This window comes from Burkholderia sp. Ed8 (genome assembly GCF_040761425.1).
Classification (GTDB): Bacteria; Pseudomonadota; Gammaproteobacteria; order Burkholderiales; family Burkholderiaceae; genus Burkholderia; species Burkholderia seminalis.
Genome location: NZ_CP142887.1, coordinates 95,698 through 108,820 on the forward strand (window position 1 = coordinate 95,698; position 13,123 = coordinate 108,820).

Sequence of the window (13,123 nt, forward strand, 5' to 3'; positions counted from 1 at the left end):
TTTCAGTCGGCTCGATTGCCCCTTGTGGGTCGAAAAAAGCCTTACGGGCGGCTCCAGAACGGCCACCCGGCGTCGCGCGTGGCTGTTTCCAGGCATAGCAGAACGGAGTGATACCGAGATAGGCCTGCTTATCACGACAGCATGACTGCCCAGTCAAACTCGGGCTCCGTGGAACGCGTGACCGCGACTGCCGGCGGTGCAAGTGCGTCCCGGGCGAGGTGACACCTGTCTGCGCAACGCCGGGACCGGTGACGACTTTATTGCGCGACACTCAAGCCGATGAATTTGCGGCAGTTTTCCGTTTCCCTGTCGATGCGCATCGGCGAAGTGACGTTTTTGCTTCGCAAACGGTGACAACTTTCCTTTGGTTTACGCGCGGCGGCTCGCGCAGCTCGCCAAGATGGACGTCCTCCTGTTCGACGACTGGGGCCTGCAGGACCTCGATCAGGGTGCCCGAAACGATCTGCTCGAAGTGCTCGACGATCGCGTTGGCACGCGCTCCACGATCATTACCAGCCAACTGCCATTGGAACACTGGCACGCCTGGCTGCAGGACCCGACGCTCGCCGACGCGATCCTCGACCGGCTCGTTCATCAGGCCCACAAGCTACCGTTGAAGGGCGAATCGATGCGGAAGACCAACGCCAAGCAGTCCTCCGCATCCTGATCGTGATCACCTTCGCTATAATCCATTGACCGCGCAACACCACCTTCCAAACTGATCACGTTCGCCGAAACGCCTGATCACCATCACCGAAATCCGCACCTCGGACTGCTGTCGCTCTCGCGCAAGTACGGCAATCAACGGCTGGAAGCCGCCTGTCAGCCGGCGCTCGCGATCGGCTCACCGACCCGTCGCTCCGTGCTGTCGATCCTCGAATCCGGCCTGGACCGACAGCTGCGCGAGCTGCGTGGATCACGAGACGTTCGCACGCGAAAACACGATCCGCCGTTCTGAACGGCATCGACTGCATTACCTCAAAGGGGGCCTTGCGGCACCTTCGTACTTGAGAAAAATGCTCGACGTTGCGCCGCCGTTTAAGTGCGGTTCTGCACCGCCATCAACGGGACGATATGGGCCGAGCAGCCGCAGACTGTACGGTATCGCCAACTCTTGTGCCCAGCGTTCGGGACAAGGCAGCGTTACTTCTAGCTTTCAAAATACCTCTTATCGAAAGCTGATGTAAAGAATAAATTTGCGACTATAAATCATATCTCTTTGTCAATGACAATTGACAATATTGATTGCTGCATTAGAACAATTTACTTCGTAAATGTCAGGATTTCTTATCATAGGTCTCGATGCGCGCAACCGCTGTTCTCCAAGGCGATACCGCGGCGCACCATGCAGAAAATCTACCAAAATACTAAGTCGTGGGGTGCAGATTGAAGATTGGCTACGCACGAGTATCCACCGATGAGCAATGTCTCGATATGCAATTGACCGCCCTGCGGCAAGCAGGATGTGACGAGATTCGGACGGATCATGGTTTCTCTGGGGTGAGGCGCGATCGCCCTGGACTAACCCAATTGCTTGAGACGCTGACAAGCGGCGACACGCTGGTTGTGTGGCGGTTAGACAGGCTCGGGCGCTCATTGAGTCATTTGGTATACTTGATCAATGACTTTCGATTGAGAAATATTAATTTTACGTCATTAAATGAAAGAATAGATACCGAAACTCCATCCGGAATGTTCATGTTTCATATGATCGCCGCGCTCGCAGAGTATGAAAGAACCTTGATTAGCGAGCGTACGCGTGCAGGTGTTGCCGCAGCACGGGATCGGGGGAAAATACTTGGGCGGCCAAGGAGTCTAAGCCCTGCGCAGCTTCAAGCGGCAAAATCCATGCTAGCCGATATGAATACCATTGAGATTGCACGACAGCTCGGAGTTCATCACCGAACTTTGCGAAAACGGCTATTGGAGTTATAACTACCAATTTTTCAAGACCTTGTATTCTGATGAACCTTGCGACTGCTGATTTCGAATTGGGCTAGCCTCAATTCCACGATGAATTCTTGAACCTACGTTGGTTCGAGACGTTGGGGGAAGCCAAAACGATCGTCGAGGCTTGGCACCTGGATTGCAGAAACGAGAGTCGATCTCACTTTGCTGACGAATATTATATTTTAAATTTATCTGCTGGACCTTATATTGTATATGGAGTATTCAATCAAACACTGAATTGCATCACTTAATTTTTCAGACTGAGTATGCACGCGCACCTCCACGTCGCCTAATTCAGGTAATCCTTGATCTTTCCCTAATTTAATAATTCCATCAGGAATTGTGCTGGCAGCGAGTACCGTAACTCCTAGGCCGGCACGCACTGCTGCGATAATTCCGGTGTAGCTGGAGCTGACAAATGAAAGTCGCCAATCAATAGATGTGTGTTGCAAGGCTTGAACGATTCTACTTCGATAGATGCATGGTGGGGGGGCGACCACTAAGGGCAACGGGTGAAAATTGCGATCTTGGCTCTCAACTCCTCCAATCCAAACTAAAGGTTCAGTAACTATTTTTATCCCAGATTGAGTGGCCTCTTCGTGCAAAGCGATGGCAATGTCGAGCTGCCCTTTTTTTGGCGAGACAATAGGTTTTTGCTTAAATCGCACACCACCTCAAGTACAACGTTAGGGTAATCTTTCGAGAATTTCCCAAGAATTGCTGAAAGCAGTGCCGCATTGTATTCATGTGGTGCCCCTAATCGTATGGACCCTGTAACATCCGATGGCCGCAGTCTGACGACCGCTTCGTCATTAAGAGAGAGTATCCTCGTTGCATAATGTAAGAGGGTTGCGCCTTCATCTGTAAGCCTTAGGCGATGCGCGCCACGAACAAAAAGCTCTACGTTAAGCAATGACTCTAATCGCTGAATTTGTAGGCTGACAGCCGATTGGGATCGCCCGATGGCGTCTCCTGCTCGGGTAAAGTTTCCGAGATCAGCGGCCTTGACGAAGGTGCGAAGTAGTTCTGTAGGAATGTTGGTCATAGAGCATTATATATGGGGCGTTGTCAATGGTAAAAAATTATCTGATTTGCAGGTTAAATACGATTTAATGGGCACTGAACGCAGTAACCGAAGACGCGTCACGGGATTCTCATCATATTGATAGTTTGCTTTTATTGCGAGCGCATAAACCATGTGAACGCAGTGAACATGAACATAAGCTACGACAGGTCGCGCCATCTCTTTCTCCAGACTGCCGTATTGTTGTGCTGTCCTTGGCCGGCAGGAGCATCCTTTCGATTTTCCGTGGCTATTTTTGAGCTTATCTGAAGCTATTGTGTAAGCGGCCGGTCAGCCCGTCTTGAAGTTTGCTGGAGCTCTTGGGCGTATCGTGTCCACCTAACGAACAAGCGGACGCGTGAACACTATCGTCGAAGAATATTAATATCGTAAATACTAAGTTTATCAAAATCGCAATCACCTTGATCGGTAAGCGTCAATCCGAGGCCGTCTTGACTATCAGAACTTGACCTCTGAGAGCAGCTGATTCGCGAGCACGAGATCGAAGGCGGCGGGATCGAAGCTGCCGCCACACCACTCGAGGAGGTGGTCGTGCTCCTCATGTGTCGGATCGGTGATCGCTTCAAGGAAGTCGGCATATCCCGGCACTCCACCGACGTCTTCCGGTGGACACGCATTCTGCCCGTCCAGGCACAGCGGTCGGCGCATGTCTGGATCAGGCACCAGCGCCTTCTCGACCTTAATCCGATGCTGCCAGTTGTCACCGTAGTCGTAGATGTAGGTGAATGACTTCAGCCCGCCCAGCGCCTTCGCCAGCGTGCCCCGTGCTTCATTGAGCATCGGTGGATCGCTCTGGAATCCGAAGTCATCAGGTTCACCATAGTTGGTTTTGCCGAAGACGAACTCGTGCAGGTGCCCGCCTTCCCAGCCCATGGCCAGTTGCAGCACGACATGCAGCTTGCCCAGCCGGATCGAGCCGGGAACGATGATTCGTCGCCAGATCGCCGGCTTGATGTACTTCAGCTCAACGCGCAGTACGTAATCGGGCACTGGCGTCTTGACCAAGCGCACGGCAGGTTTGCGGGGTTGGACCATCGGATTGATTGTCAGGCGGCTTGCTGCTCGATGTGCGCAGCCGGCATCAGGCGCCACGGCAGCAACTCGTCGATGCGGTTGATGGGATGATCGGCGATGTGCTCAAACACCGTGCGCAGGTAGGCAAACGGCTCGGTGCCGTTCAGGCGCGCCGCACCGATGAGGCTGTAGATCGCCGCCGCGCTTTGGCCACCGCCATCGGAACCTGCGAACAGGTAATTGCGCCTGCCAAGGACCAGCGGCCTGATCGCGCGCTCGGCCGTGTTGTTGTCCACCTCGACACGCCCGTCTTCGCAATAGCGTGTGAGTGCGTGCCAGTACCCCAGCGAGTATCTGATCGCCTTCGCCAGCCCCGACTTCGCCGATACCTGTGACAGCATGTGGTCGAACCAGGCCTTCACATCAGCGAGCAATGGGGCCGAGCGCAGCTGACGCGCAGACAGGCGCACGTCCGGCGTCTGGCCGCGAACCTCGCGTTCAACGGCATATAGCTCCCCAATGCTGCGCAGTGCTTCCTCGGCAATTGGCGAGCTGTCCAGCTTGTACAGGTCATAGAACTTGCGCCGCGCATGCGCCCAGCACCCGGCCTCGATGACCGTGCCGTCACGAACGCGCTCCGATGACCGGCCATACTGCCATCGCTTCAGTCGCGAGATCTCGGCCAGCAACTGAGCGATGGTCTCGTCGCGCGAGGCAACGATGCGCTTGAGAGCGGCGATGTCATCGGGCAGATGGTTGGCTGGCATGCATGCCAGTGTAAATGAAGCCTACGCGCTTGTGGGTTCCCGCAGCCGGCGTTACGCCGCGTGCGTCGGCTGCCACGTCCGCTCAGGATGCCGCCAGTCAATCCCCTCTAGCAGCATCGACAGTTGGGCGGCTGACAGATGGACTGTCCCCGAGTCCGCCTGCGGCCACACGAAGCGTCCACGCTCGAGTCGTTTCGCGTACAGGTTCATGCCGTCGCCGCTCCACCATAAAATCTTGATGAGGTCACCGCGACGGCCACGAAACAGGAAGATGTGTCACGAGAAGGGATCACGTCCCAGTGCTGACTGCACCAGCGCGGCAAGTCCATCCATGCCACGGAGCATATCAGTAACGCCCGCTGCCAGCCATACACGGGTACCGCTTGGCGGCGCAATCATGCTGGCATCAGGCAGCGAAGCACGAGGCGCAACTGCACGGGGTCAACCATGCCCATGACGCGTACACGGGCACCGCTCAGTTCGATCTCGATGCCCGATGCTGCCGGGACGCTCTATCGATGTGGCTCGACAGGCTGTAGAGCGAGCGACGCCGGTTCTGCGGTCTCGCTGGTCGGTGCACCAGGGAGCGCTACGGGCAGCAACACCGCTGTGCTGTGCGTCATCCCTTCAAAAAGTCCCGCCCGCAGTTGCCGGCGCCACTTGAACACCATATTCCGATTCAGTCCGTGCGCCTGCGCGAGCTTGGCCACCGAAATACCCGGCTCGCACGCCGCAACGGCAACTTGCCGTCGGTACTCTGGTGTGTAGTTTGGTCGGCCTTTGCGATTCGATGGTCGCGCATTCCGTGTGTCCAAAGTAGTCCCCACCACTTGAAGTAACGGACATCACTTTGGACACCGGCTTCAGCTCTGTCCATGCGGCCACGAAATGACGCTTACGTATGAACAAGGTAAGCGCCTACGCGCTGCAGAGCATGATCACGAACCTTGTTCATACCCCAATCCCGCTCCATCCGCCGCATTAAAATTGAAAGGATTGGCAATATCAGGCGCGCCGGCCAATCGATGACTAATATGCGTGGCGACTTAGTGGAAGACAAAAAATATATTGGACGTCACGAAATGGATGTTGCATTGTTCACGCATTCGATGCGATCGCAGAAAATGAGCTGAGCGGTGTAACGCCGCGAAAGTAGAGAACGTCATACGCGATCGCGGTCGCGGCTCCTGTTCCCGGAGTCGCGACCTAGACGATCCACGGCGTGCGCGAGGCATTGCGCGCGTGTAGGATCGGCGCAGCAGACAAAGAAAAGCGACGAAAAGGACCTGAGAAGATGAAGGAGACGCGACGGACGCGGGCGGCATTCCGGATCGGGCGCAAACCCGACCCGGCTTCGCCGCTACGCCCAGATCGAGATCTGTTCGACCGACAACGCGGTCGCGACGGCAGGGCGGCGGAGCATGCGCTCCGTATGCGCGGCCCAATGTTCGAACCCGCGCATGTCGAGCTTCAGCATGTTCCCCCATTTGAAAAATATCAGCAGCATCGGATCGACGATCGAGTAGTGCTCGCCGAGCGCCCAGTCGCGCGCCGCGAGCCGTTCGTCGATCTGCGCATACGCAGCGAGGATGCCCGCGCGGCCTTTCGCGCGAATGCCGTCGTGCGCAGCCGGGTCCTCGCTGAAACGCGACGGATGGAAGTTGAGCGCGACCGTTCCGGGCAACACTGACGCCAGCCAGTTCATCCACTCGACGGCACGTGCGAGGCCCATCGGGGTATCGGGCACGAGCCGCGCCTGCGGAAAGCGCAGCGCGAGATAAAGCAGGATCGCCGACGACTCCGTCAGCACGTCGTCGCCGGTGTGCAGCACGGGCACCTTGCCTTTCGGGTTGAGCTGCCGGAATTCGGCGCTCTGCGTCGCACCGTCCTTGATCGAGACGAGTGCGAGTTCGAATGGTTCGCCCAGCTCGCGCAGGATGACGTGCGGTGCAAACGAAAGATGGCCGGGGCAGTAGAACAGCGTATGAGTTGTCATATTGATTAAGTCTCCTATTTATCTCAGGTGGAGATGCTGACCGGGTTTGTCGTGTCGACGCGTCGCATGGTGCATGACGCCCGATCGAAAGTCAAAAGCGAAGGACGATGTGAAGGATCTTGCGGTTCGGTGAAGGCGAAGCCGGCCAGTGCGATGCGCGGGCCGGGATGAACGTGCGTTTCTGGAGCGTGATCGTGATGCGGATGATGAGCCTCGACGAATTGATCGACAGCGTGAAGACGTTTCTGGCCGGGATCGACCCGGGCGCGCCGGCGCGCGTGACCGCGCAGACGAACCTGCTCGACGCCAACCTGCTCGATTCGCTGTCGCTTGTGCACTTCGTTCTGTTCATCGAGCAGACGCTCGGCATCGACATCCCGATCGGCGACTTCGTGCTCGACTCGATCGCGTCGGTCGCGGCGATCTACGACCACTACGTGCTCGGCACGCCGCATGCCGCGAGCGCGTCGTGATGACGCCGGACGACCTGCTTCGTGACGAGCCGTTCGCGTATTTCGCATACGGCTCGTGCATGAACCTTGCGAGCCTGTCGGCGTCGCTCGGCTGCGACGCGGCGACGTACTTCGCGGGTGCGGCGCGGCTCGACGGCCATCGCCTCGCGTTCAATTACGCGTCGCTCAACGAGCCGGTCTGCTGCGCGAACATCGAGCCGGCTGTCGGTGCGATCGTCGAGGGCGCGCTGTACCGGTTGCCGATGCGCATGCTCGACGCGCTCGAGCGTCGCGAAGGCGTGCATCTCGGCCGCTACGTCCGCTACGCGGTCGAGGTGCTGGAGCCCGGCGGGCGGCGCGTACATGCGCTGACGTATCGCGGTGCGGTCACGCTCGATTGCGACGCCGCGCCGAGCGCGCGCTACCGCGACCTGCTGATTCGTGGGCTGGCCGACGCGGGCGTGTCGGCCGCCTATCGCGACCGCACGGTCGCCTACATGGCGGGGCTGCGCGATCGGCCGCCGCGTGCGGCATGACGGAATCAAGGCATCGAGCGCTCCACAAGAGCGCCCGATCCAGCGGTGCGTTCGCGACTTCGAACGTCGACGAGCGTTTTAAAGGCGCCCTAAGCGGGCATGTGAGCAAAAGGTTGAACATGAACCAGGCTTTCGACCATCCGCGCGTCATGCGCATCTTGCGCGTTGCCTGCGACGCAGCGCCCGGGCACAACGACGTACAACGAGCCCCCGGATCCGCGGCAACGCCACGAACCGACCTCGCGAGGCCGATGCGCACCTGATCCGCGCCCGCGAGCCGGATCGACACCCGCCCGGCGTGCCGCACACAGGTGTGCGGCACGCGGCACCCCGCATGCGAGAACGCGCCGACCGGAGGAGGACGGCTCGCCGCCTCGTGCGCTGGATCGCGGGTGCCGCCGTCGGGCGACGCGTGCAAGACGCCGTGCGCAACGAATGACAATCGATCGCAAACAAGGAAAAAAATCATGGAGACGCTCGTATCGACCGTATTGCCCGCAGCGGGGGTGTCGGAAGACGCCGCCTATCGCAAGGTCGCGTGGCGGCTGATGCCGTTGCTGCTGTTCTGTTACCTGGTGTCGTATCTCGACCGCGTGAACGTGGGCTTCGCGAAGCTGCAGATGGCCGGCGATCTCGGGCTGTCCGACGCGGCCTACGGGCTCGGCGCCGGCATCTTCTTCTTCGGTTATTTCATCTTCGAGGTGCCGAGCAACCTGATCCTCCACCGCATCGGCGCACGCGTCTGGATCGCGCGAATCATGGTGACGTGGGGCGCGGTGTCCGCGCTGACGATGTTCGTCACGACGCCGACGGCGTTCTACGCGATGCGATTCCTGCTCGGCGCCGCCGAGGCCGGCTTCTTTCCGGGCGTGATCCTGTACCTGACGTACTGGTATCCGGCCCATCGGCGCGGGCGGATCACGACGGTGTTCATGACGGCCGTTGCGCTGTCGGGCGTCGTCGGCGGCCCGATTTCCGGCTACATCCTGAAGGCGTTCGACGGCATCAACGGGTGGCACGGCTGGCAGTGGCTGTATCTGCTCGAAGGGCTGCCGTCGATCGTCGCGGGATTGCTCGTCTACGCGCTGCTCGACGACCGGATCGCGCAGGCGAAGTGGCTGAGCGACGAAGAGCGCGCGCTGCTCGAACGCAACGTGAATGCCGAGGACGCGGTCAAGTCCCACCTGTCGCTCGGGGCGGTGCTCGCGAATCCGCGCGTGTGGCTGATGTGCGCGATCTACTTCTCGTTCGTGATCGGCCTGTACGGCGTGGGCTTCTGGCTGCCGACGCTCATCCATGCGACGGGCGTGGCCGATCCGCTGACGATCGGGCTGCTGTCGACGGTGCCGTATGCGCTTGCGGTGGTCGCGATGATCGCGATCGCACGCAGTTCGGATCGCCTTCGCGAGCGCCGCTGGCACCTCGCGGTGCCCGGTGCGATGGGCACGGTGGGGCTCGTGCTCGCGGTCGGCTGGGCGCATCAGACGGGGCTTGCGATCGCGGCGCTGACGCTCGCGACGATGGGCATCCTCACCGCGATCCCGCTGTTCTGGAGCCTGCCGACCGCGTTCCTCGGCGGCACCGCGGCCGCCGCCGGGATCGCGATGATCAATTCCGTCGGCAATCTCGCAGGCTTCCTCGGCCCTTACCTGATGGGGCTGCTCAAGCAACTGACCGCATCGAACGACGCGGGCCTCTACATGATGGCCGGCTGCATGGCGCTGGGCGGACTGCTCGCGCTGTCGCTGCCGAAGGCGCTGGTGAACCGGTAGCGATGCGCGGCTTTTCCCCCATGCACGGAGAAAGGACATGATCCACAACGAACCCGCACTGTTCCCCGACCAGTCGATGGGCGCCTCGCCGCAGCGCTTTCGCGACGCGATGTGCCGCGTGGCGTCGGCCGTTCACGTACTCACGAGCGACGGGCCTGCCGGGCGCTGCGGCATGACGGCGACCGCCGTGCTGTCGGTGTCCGATGCGCCGCCGACGGTGCTCGTGTCGGTCAATCGCGGCAGCGTATCGGCGCAGCGGCTGATCGCGAACGAGGTGTTCTGCGTGAACACGCTCGGCGCCGCCGACCGGTTTCTCGCCGACGTGTTCGCGGGCAGGACCGCGCACGAGCGCGACGCGCGCTTCACGGTGGGCGAGTGGGGCCAGCTTGCGACGCGAGCGCCGGTGCTGGCGAGCGCGCGCATCGCGCTCGACTGCCGGCTCGTCGCGTCGATGAGCGCGGCGACGCATCAGCTGCTGGTCGGCGAAGTGGTGGCGCTGCACTGTGCGGTGCCCGACGACGACACGCTTGTCTATCTGCAGCGGGAGTTCCGCGTCGTGTGACGACGCGTGCCGACAGGATGACCGACATGAAACGCGAAATCGTACTAGCCACCAACCGCTGCCGCGGCGAGATCCTCGCCGGCGGTTTTCGCACCGACGTCGCGCGCATCGCGCAGTGCGCACGCACGCATCTCGGCGACTACGCCGACAACCCGCATGTGCGTGCGCTGCTCGTGGCGCTGGAGAACCGCTGCCTCGCATCGGGGCGCCTGCTCGATCTCACGTACTCGGTGGACCCGAGTTTCATCCTCGGGTTCTTCGACGTGCCCTACAACGCCGACGCGTTCCTCGAGGCGGCCGCGATCGCGCCCGTGCCGATTCCGCCGAGCGTACTCGCGATCGCGCCGGACGGCAACGCGCTGCCGGTGCAGATCCGCATGTGCACGGACGGCTTTCTCAATCCGCTCGCGGTCGCGGTATTCGGCGAGAACTTCATCGACGCCGACCTGCGCGCGTATCACAAGGCGTACTACTTCATCGACAAGTTCGTCGAGCGCTTCAAGCGCCATACGCGCCCGGCAATCGAAGCGAACTGGTCGCCCACCGCGTTCCCGGATCTGCTCGCGGCGGACGACGAGCTGCTGACGCAGGCGAGCGCGATCTGGGTCCATCTGCACGAGTACCACCATCGCACGGGCTTCCTGCCGATCCCAGAGTACCTCGATGCGAAGAGCACGCGCAACGGTGCGGGCGCGGAGGAGTTGCGGGTCGACATCCTGTCGATCCTCGCGCTGTTCCGGCTGCGCTCGGACGACCGCGTGCTGCGCGCTTCGATCCAGTACATCCTGGCCGAGCGCCTGATCCGCTACCCGCTGCAGGCGCCGCCGCTGGACAACTACGACGCGCGCTCGTCGGTCGCGCTGTTTCATTACCTGTCCCGTCACGGCGTGATCGCACAGCGTGGCGGCTCACTCTATTTCGAAGGGGGCTACGAACGCCTGACCCAGGCGCTTAGGTCCATCGTGATCAAGCTGACGGCGCTCGAATACAAGCTCAGCGTGTCGTCCGATCTCGACCGGAGAAAGATCCTGTCGTTCGTGCTGCCGACGCTCGCGAAGAACGACAACAACTGGGGCGCGGCCGGCAGGCCGCATTGACGGCAGCCCGCCACCCGCCCCCATTTCGCAACGAATCAACCGAGGATCACGATGCCCACCTATCGTTCACGCACTTCCACGCACGGCCGCAACATGGCAGGCGCGCGCAGCCTTTGGCGCGCCACCGGGATGACCGACGCCGATTTCGACAAACCGATCATCGCGGTCGTCAATTCGTTCACGCAGTTCGTGCCCGGTCACGTGCACCTGAAGGATCTCGGCCAACTGGTCGCGCGCGAGATCGAAGCCGCCGGCGCGGTCGCGAAGGAGTTCAACACGATCGCGATCGACGACGGCATCGCGATGGGCCACGACGGCATGCTGTACAGCCTGCCGTCGCGCGAGCTGATCGCCGACAGCGTCGAGTACATGGTGAACGCGCACTGCGCGGATGCGATGGTCTGCATCTCGAACTGCGACAAGATCACGCCGGGGATGCTGATGGCCGCGATGCGCCTGAACATCCCGGTGATCTTCGTGTCGGGCGGCCCGATGGAATCCGGCAAGCTGACGTTCCGCGGCAAGCGCCGCGCGTTTGACCTGATCGACGCAATGGTGGTGGCGGCCGACTCCCAGGTGACGGACGACGAGGTGCGTGCGGTCGAGAACGTCGCGTGCCCGACCTGCGGCTCGTGTTCCGGGATGTTTACCGCGAACTCGATGAACTGCCTCGCCGAGGCGCTCGGGCTCGCGCTGCCCGGCAACGGCTCGGTGCTGGCGACGCATGCCGAGCGCAAGCGCCTGTTCGTCGAGGCCGGGCGCACGATCGTCGATCTCGCGCGCCGCTACTACGAGCAGGACGACGCGAGCGTGCTGCCGCGCTCGATCGCGACGCGCGATGCGTTCGAGAATGCGATGACGCTCGACATCGCGATGGGCGGCTCGACCAATACGGTATTGCACCTGCTCGCCGCCGCGCACGAAGGCGAGGTGCACTTCACGATGGCCGACATCGACCGGCTGTCGCGCCGCGTGCCGGTGCTGTGCAAGGTCGCGCCGTCGGTGCAGGACGTCCACATGGAGGACGTGCACCGGGCCGGCGGCGTGATCGGAATCATGGGTGAACTCGGTCGCGCGGGGCTGCTGAACACGACGCTGCCGACCGTCCATGCGCCGAGCGTCGCGCACGTGCTCGCGCGCTGGGACGTGATGCGCAACCGCGTCGATTCGGTGTCGCGCTTCTATCGCGCGGCGCCCGGCGGCGTGCGCACGCATGTCGCGTTCAGCCAGGACAACCGCTACGACGAACTCGATCTCGACCGCGCGAACGGCTGCATCCGCGATGCCGAGCACGCGTTCTCGCGCGACGGCGGGCTCGCGGTGCTGTTCGGCAACATCGCGCGCGACGGCTGCATCGTGAAGACCGCGGGCGTCGACGGCGGGATGCTGAAGTTCACCGGCACCGCGCGCGTGTTCGAAGGGCAGGAGGAGGCGGTCGAAGGCATCCTCGGCGGTGAGGTCGGTCCGGGCGACATCGTGATCGTCCGCTACGAGGGGCCGCGGGGCGGCCCGGGCATGCAGGAGATGCTCTATCCGACCAGCTACCTGAAATCGAAGGGGCTCGCGAAGCAGTGCGCGCTGATCACCGACGGTCGCTTCTCCGGCGGCTCCTCGGGGCTGTCGATCGGGCACGTATCGCCCGAGGCGGCGGAGGGCGGCGAGATCGGGCTGCTCGAGAACGGCGACGCGATCGAGATCGACATCCCGAACCGCTCGATCAACGTCCTCGTGTCCGACGACGAACTGCGGCGCCGCCGCGCGGCGATGGAGGAGCGCGGCGCGCGTGCGTGGCAGCCCGAGAAGCGGCAGCGCCGCGTGTCGGGCGCGTTGCGCGCATACGCAGCGATGACGACGAGCGCGGCGCGCGGCGCCGTGCGGATCGTGAAGGGCTGA

The 13,123-nt window shown here is 61.6% G+C and carries 12 protein-coding genes and 3 pseudogenes; 8 read left to right on the forward strand and 7 right to left on the reverse strand.

Features of this window, described 5'->3' with window-relative positions; genetic code table 11:
- Nucleotides 1-376 precede the first annotated feature (376 nt).
- Together istB and VXM69_RS32020 are read left to right on the forward strand one after the other, a co-directional pair.
- Nucleotides 377-667 (forward strand): annotated as a pseudogene (gene istB / locus VXM69_RS32015) (IS21-like element ISBmu3 family helper ATPase IstB); the annotation flags it as partial.
- Between the two features lie 767 nt (nucleotides 668-1,434).
- On the forward strand, nucleotides 1,435-1,935 hold the full coding sequence (locus tag VXM69_RS32020; RefSeq protein ID WP_341773971.1) for a recombinase family protein: 501 nt from the start codon (nucleotides 1,435-1,437) through the stop codon (nucleotides 1,933-1,935).
- A 203-nt stretch (nucleotides 1,936-2,138) separates the two neighbouring features.
- On the opposite strand, the gene VXM69_RS32025 is transcribed toward VXM69_RS32020, so the two are convergent.
- The 7 genes and pseudogenes from VXM69_RS32025 to VXM69_RS32055 form a co-directional block, all read right to left on the reverse strand.
- Entirely contained in the window at nucleotides 2,139-2,618 is a 480-nt protein-coding gene (locus tag VXM69_RS32025) for a LysR substrate-binding domain-containing protein (RefSeq protein WP_367190360.1), read from the reverse strand.
- A complete protein-coding gene (locus VXM69_RS32030; protein WP_367190361.1) occupies nucleotides 2,525-2,995 on the reverse strand; it encodes a LysR family transcriptional regulator in 471 nt (156 codons plus the stop codon). Before VXM69_RS32030 ends, VXM69_RS32025 begins: the two co-directional genes overlap by 94 nt.
- 477 nt (nucleotides 2,996-3,472) lie before the next feature.
- The gene (locus VXM69_RS32035; RefSeq protein WP_175907713.1) at nucleotides 3,473-4,069 is read right to left on the reverse strand and encodes a plasmid pRiA4b ORF-3 family protein; all 597 of its coding nucleotides are present in this window, start codon (nucleotides 4,067-4,069) and stop codon (nucleotides 3,473-3,475) included.
- An 11-nt stretch (nucleotides 4,070-4,080) separates the two neighbouring features.
- Nucleotides 4,081-4,671 (reverse strand): annotated as a pseudogene (locus tag VXM69_RS32040) (IS66 family transposase); the annotation flags it as partial.
- A 195-nt stretch (nucleotides 4,672-4,866) separates the two neighbouring features.
- Nucleotides 4,867-5,214 (reverse strand): annotated as a pseudogene (gene tnpB, locus VXM69_RS32045) (IS66 family insertion sequence element accessory protein TnpB).
- A gap of 113 nt (nucleotides 5,215-5,327) precedes the next feature.
- On the reverse strand, nucleotides 5,328-5,645 hold the full coding sequence (locus VXM69_RS32050; protein ID WP_367190362.1) for a transposase: 318 nt from the start codon (nucleotides 5,643-5,645) through the stop codon (nucleotides 5,328-5,330).
- Between the two features lie 530 nt (nucleotides 5,646-6,175).
- Complete coding sequence (locus tag VXM69_RS32055; RefSeq protein ID WP_048021612.1) at nucleotides 6,176-6,811, reverse strand: glutathione S-transferase N-terminal domain-containing protein; 636 nt, start codon at nucleotides 6,809-6,811, stop codon at nucleotides 6,176-6,178.
- Between the two features lie 119 nt (nucleotides 6,812-6,930).
- Here VXM69_RS32055 and VXM69_RS32060 point away from each other — a divergent pair, with 119 nt between their 5' ends.
- The 6 genes from VXM69_RS32060 (at nucleotide 6,931) to ilvD (ending at nucleotide 13,123) form a co-directional block, all read left to right on the forward strand.
- A complete protein-coding gene (locus VXM69_RS32060) occupies nucleotides 6,931-7,284 on the forward strand; it encodes an acyl carrier protein (protein WP_175907710.1) in 354 nt (117 codons plus the stop codon).
- The gene (locus tag VXM69_RS32065; protein ID WP_175907717.1) at nucleotides 7,284-7,799 is read left to right on the forward strand and encodes a gamma-glutamylcyclotransferase family protein; all 516 of its coding nucleotides are present in this window, start codon (nucleotides 7,284-7,286) and stop codon (nucleotides 7,797-7,799) included. Before VXM69_RS32060 ends, VXM69_RS32065 begins: the two co-directional genes overlap by 1 nt.
- Before the next feature lie 467 nt (nucleotides 7,800-8,266).
- Nucleotides 8,267-9,571 (forward strand): MFS transporter, encoded by a 1,305-nt coding sequence (locus VXM69_RS32070; RefSeq protein WP_059589336.1) that lies wholly within the window; start codon nucleotides 8,267-8,269, stop codon nucleotides 9,569-9,571.
- A gap of 37 nt (nucleotides 9,572-9,608) precedes the next feature.
- The gene (locus VXM69_RS32075) at nucleotides 9,609-10,133 is read left to right on the forward strand and encodes a flavin reductase (RefSeq protein ID WP_367190363.1); all 525 of its coding nucleotides are present in this window, start codon (nucleotides 9,609-9,611) and stop codon (nucleotides 10,131-10,133) included.
- Nucleotides 10,134-10,159: 26 nt separating this feature from the next.
- On the forward strand, nucleotides 10,160-11,230 hold the full coding sequence (locus VXM69_RS32080; protein ID WP_226144601.1) for a DUF6421 family protein: 1,071 nt from the start codon (nucleotides 10,160-10,162) through the stop codon (nucleotides 11,228-11,230).
- A gap of 51 nt (nucleotides 11,231-11,281) precedes the next feature.
- Nucleotides 11,282-13,123, forward strand: a complete 1,842-nt coding sequence (gene ilvD, locus VXM69_RS32085; protein WP_367190364.1) for a dihydroxy-acid dehydratase — start codon at nucleotides 11,282-11,284, stop codon at nucleotides 13,121-13,123.

What these genes read in the sequence shown, in the direction of transcription:
- VXM69_RS32080 (WP_226144601.1), top strand. Translation starts at nt 10,160, where the DNA reads ATGAAACGCGAAATCGTACTAGCCACCAACCGCTGCCGCGGCGAGATC.
- VXM69_RS32030 (WP_367190361.1), bottom strand. Translation starts at nt 2,995, where the DNA reads ATGACCAACATTCCTACAGAACTACTTCGCACCTTCGTCAAGGCCGCT.
- VXM69_RS32070 (WP_059589336.1), top strand. Translation starts at nt 8,267, where the DNA reads ATGGAGACGCTCGTATCGACCGTATTGCCCGCAGCGGGGGTGTCGGAA.
- ilvD (WP_367190364.1), top strand. Translation starts at nt 11,282, where the DNA reads ATGCCCACCTATCGTTCACGCACTTCCACGCACGGCCGCAACATGGCA.
- VXM69_RS32020 (WP_341773971.1), top strand. Translation starts at nt 1,435, where the DNA reads ATGCAATTGACCGCCCTGCGGCAAGCAGGATGTGACGAGATTCGGACG.
- VXM69_RS32065 (WP_175907717.1), top strand. Translation starts at nt 7,284, where the DNA reads ATGACGCCGGACGACCTGCTTCGTGACGAGCCGTTCGCGTATTTCGCA.
- VXM69_RS32055 (WP_048021612.1), bottom strand. Translation starts at nt 6,811, where the DNA reads ATGACAACTCATACGCTGTTCTACTGCCCCGGCCATCTTTCGTTTGCA.
- VXM69_RS32035 (WP_175907713.1), bottom strand. Translation starts at nt 4,069, where the DNA reads ATGGTCCAACCCCGCAAACCTGCCGTGCGCTTGGTCAAGACGCCAGTG.
- VXM69_RS32075 (WP_367190363.1), top strand. Translation starts at nt 9,609, where the DNA reads ATGATCCACAACGAACCCGCACTGTTCCCCGACCAGTCGATGGGCGCC.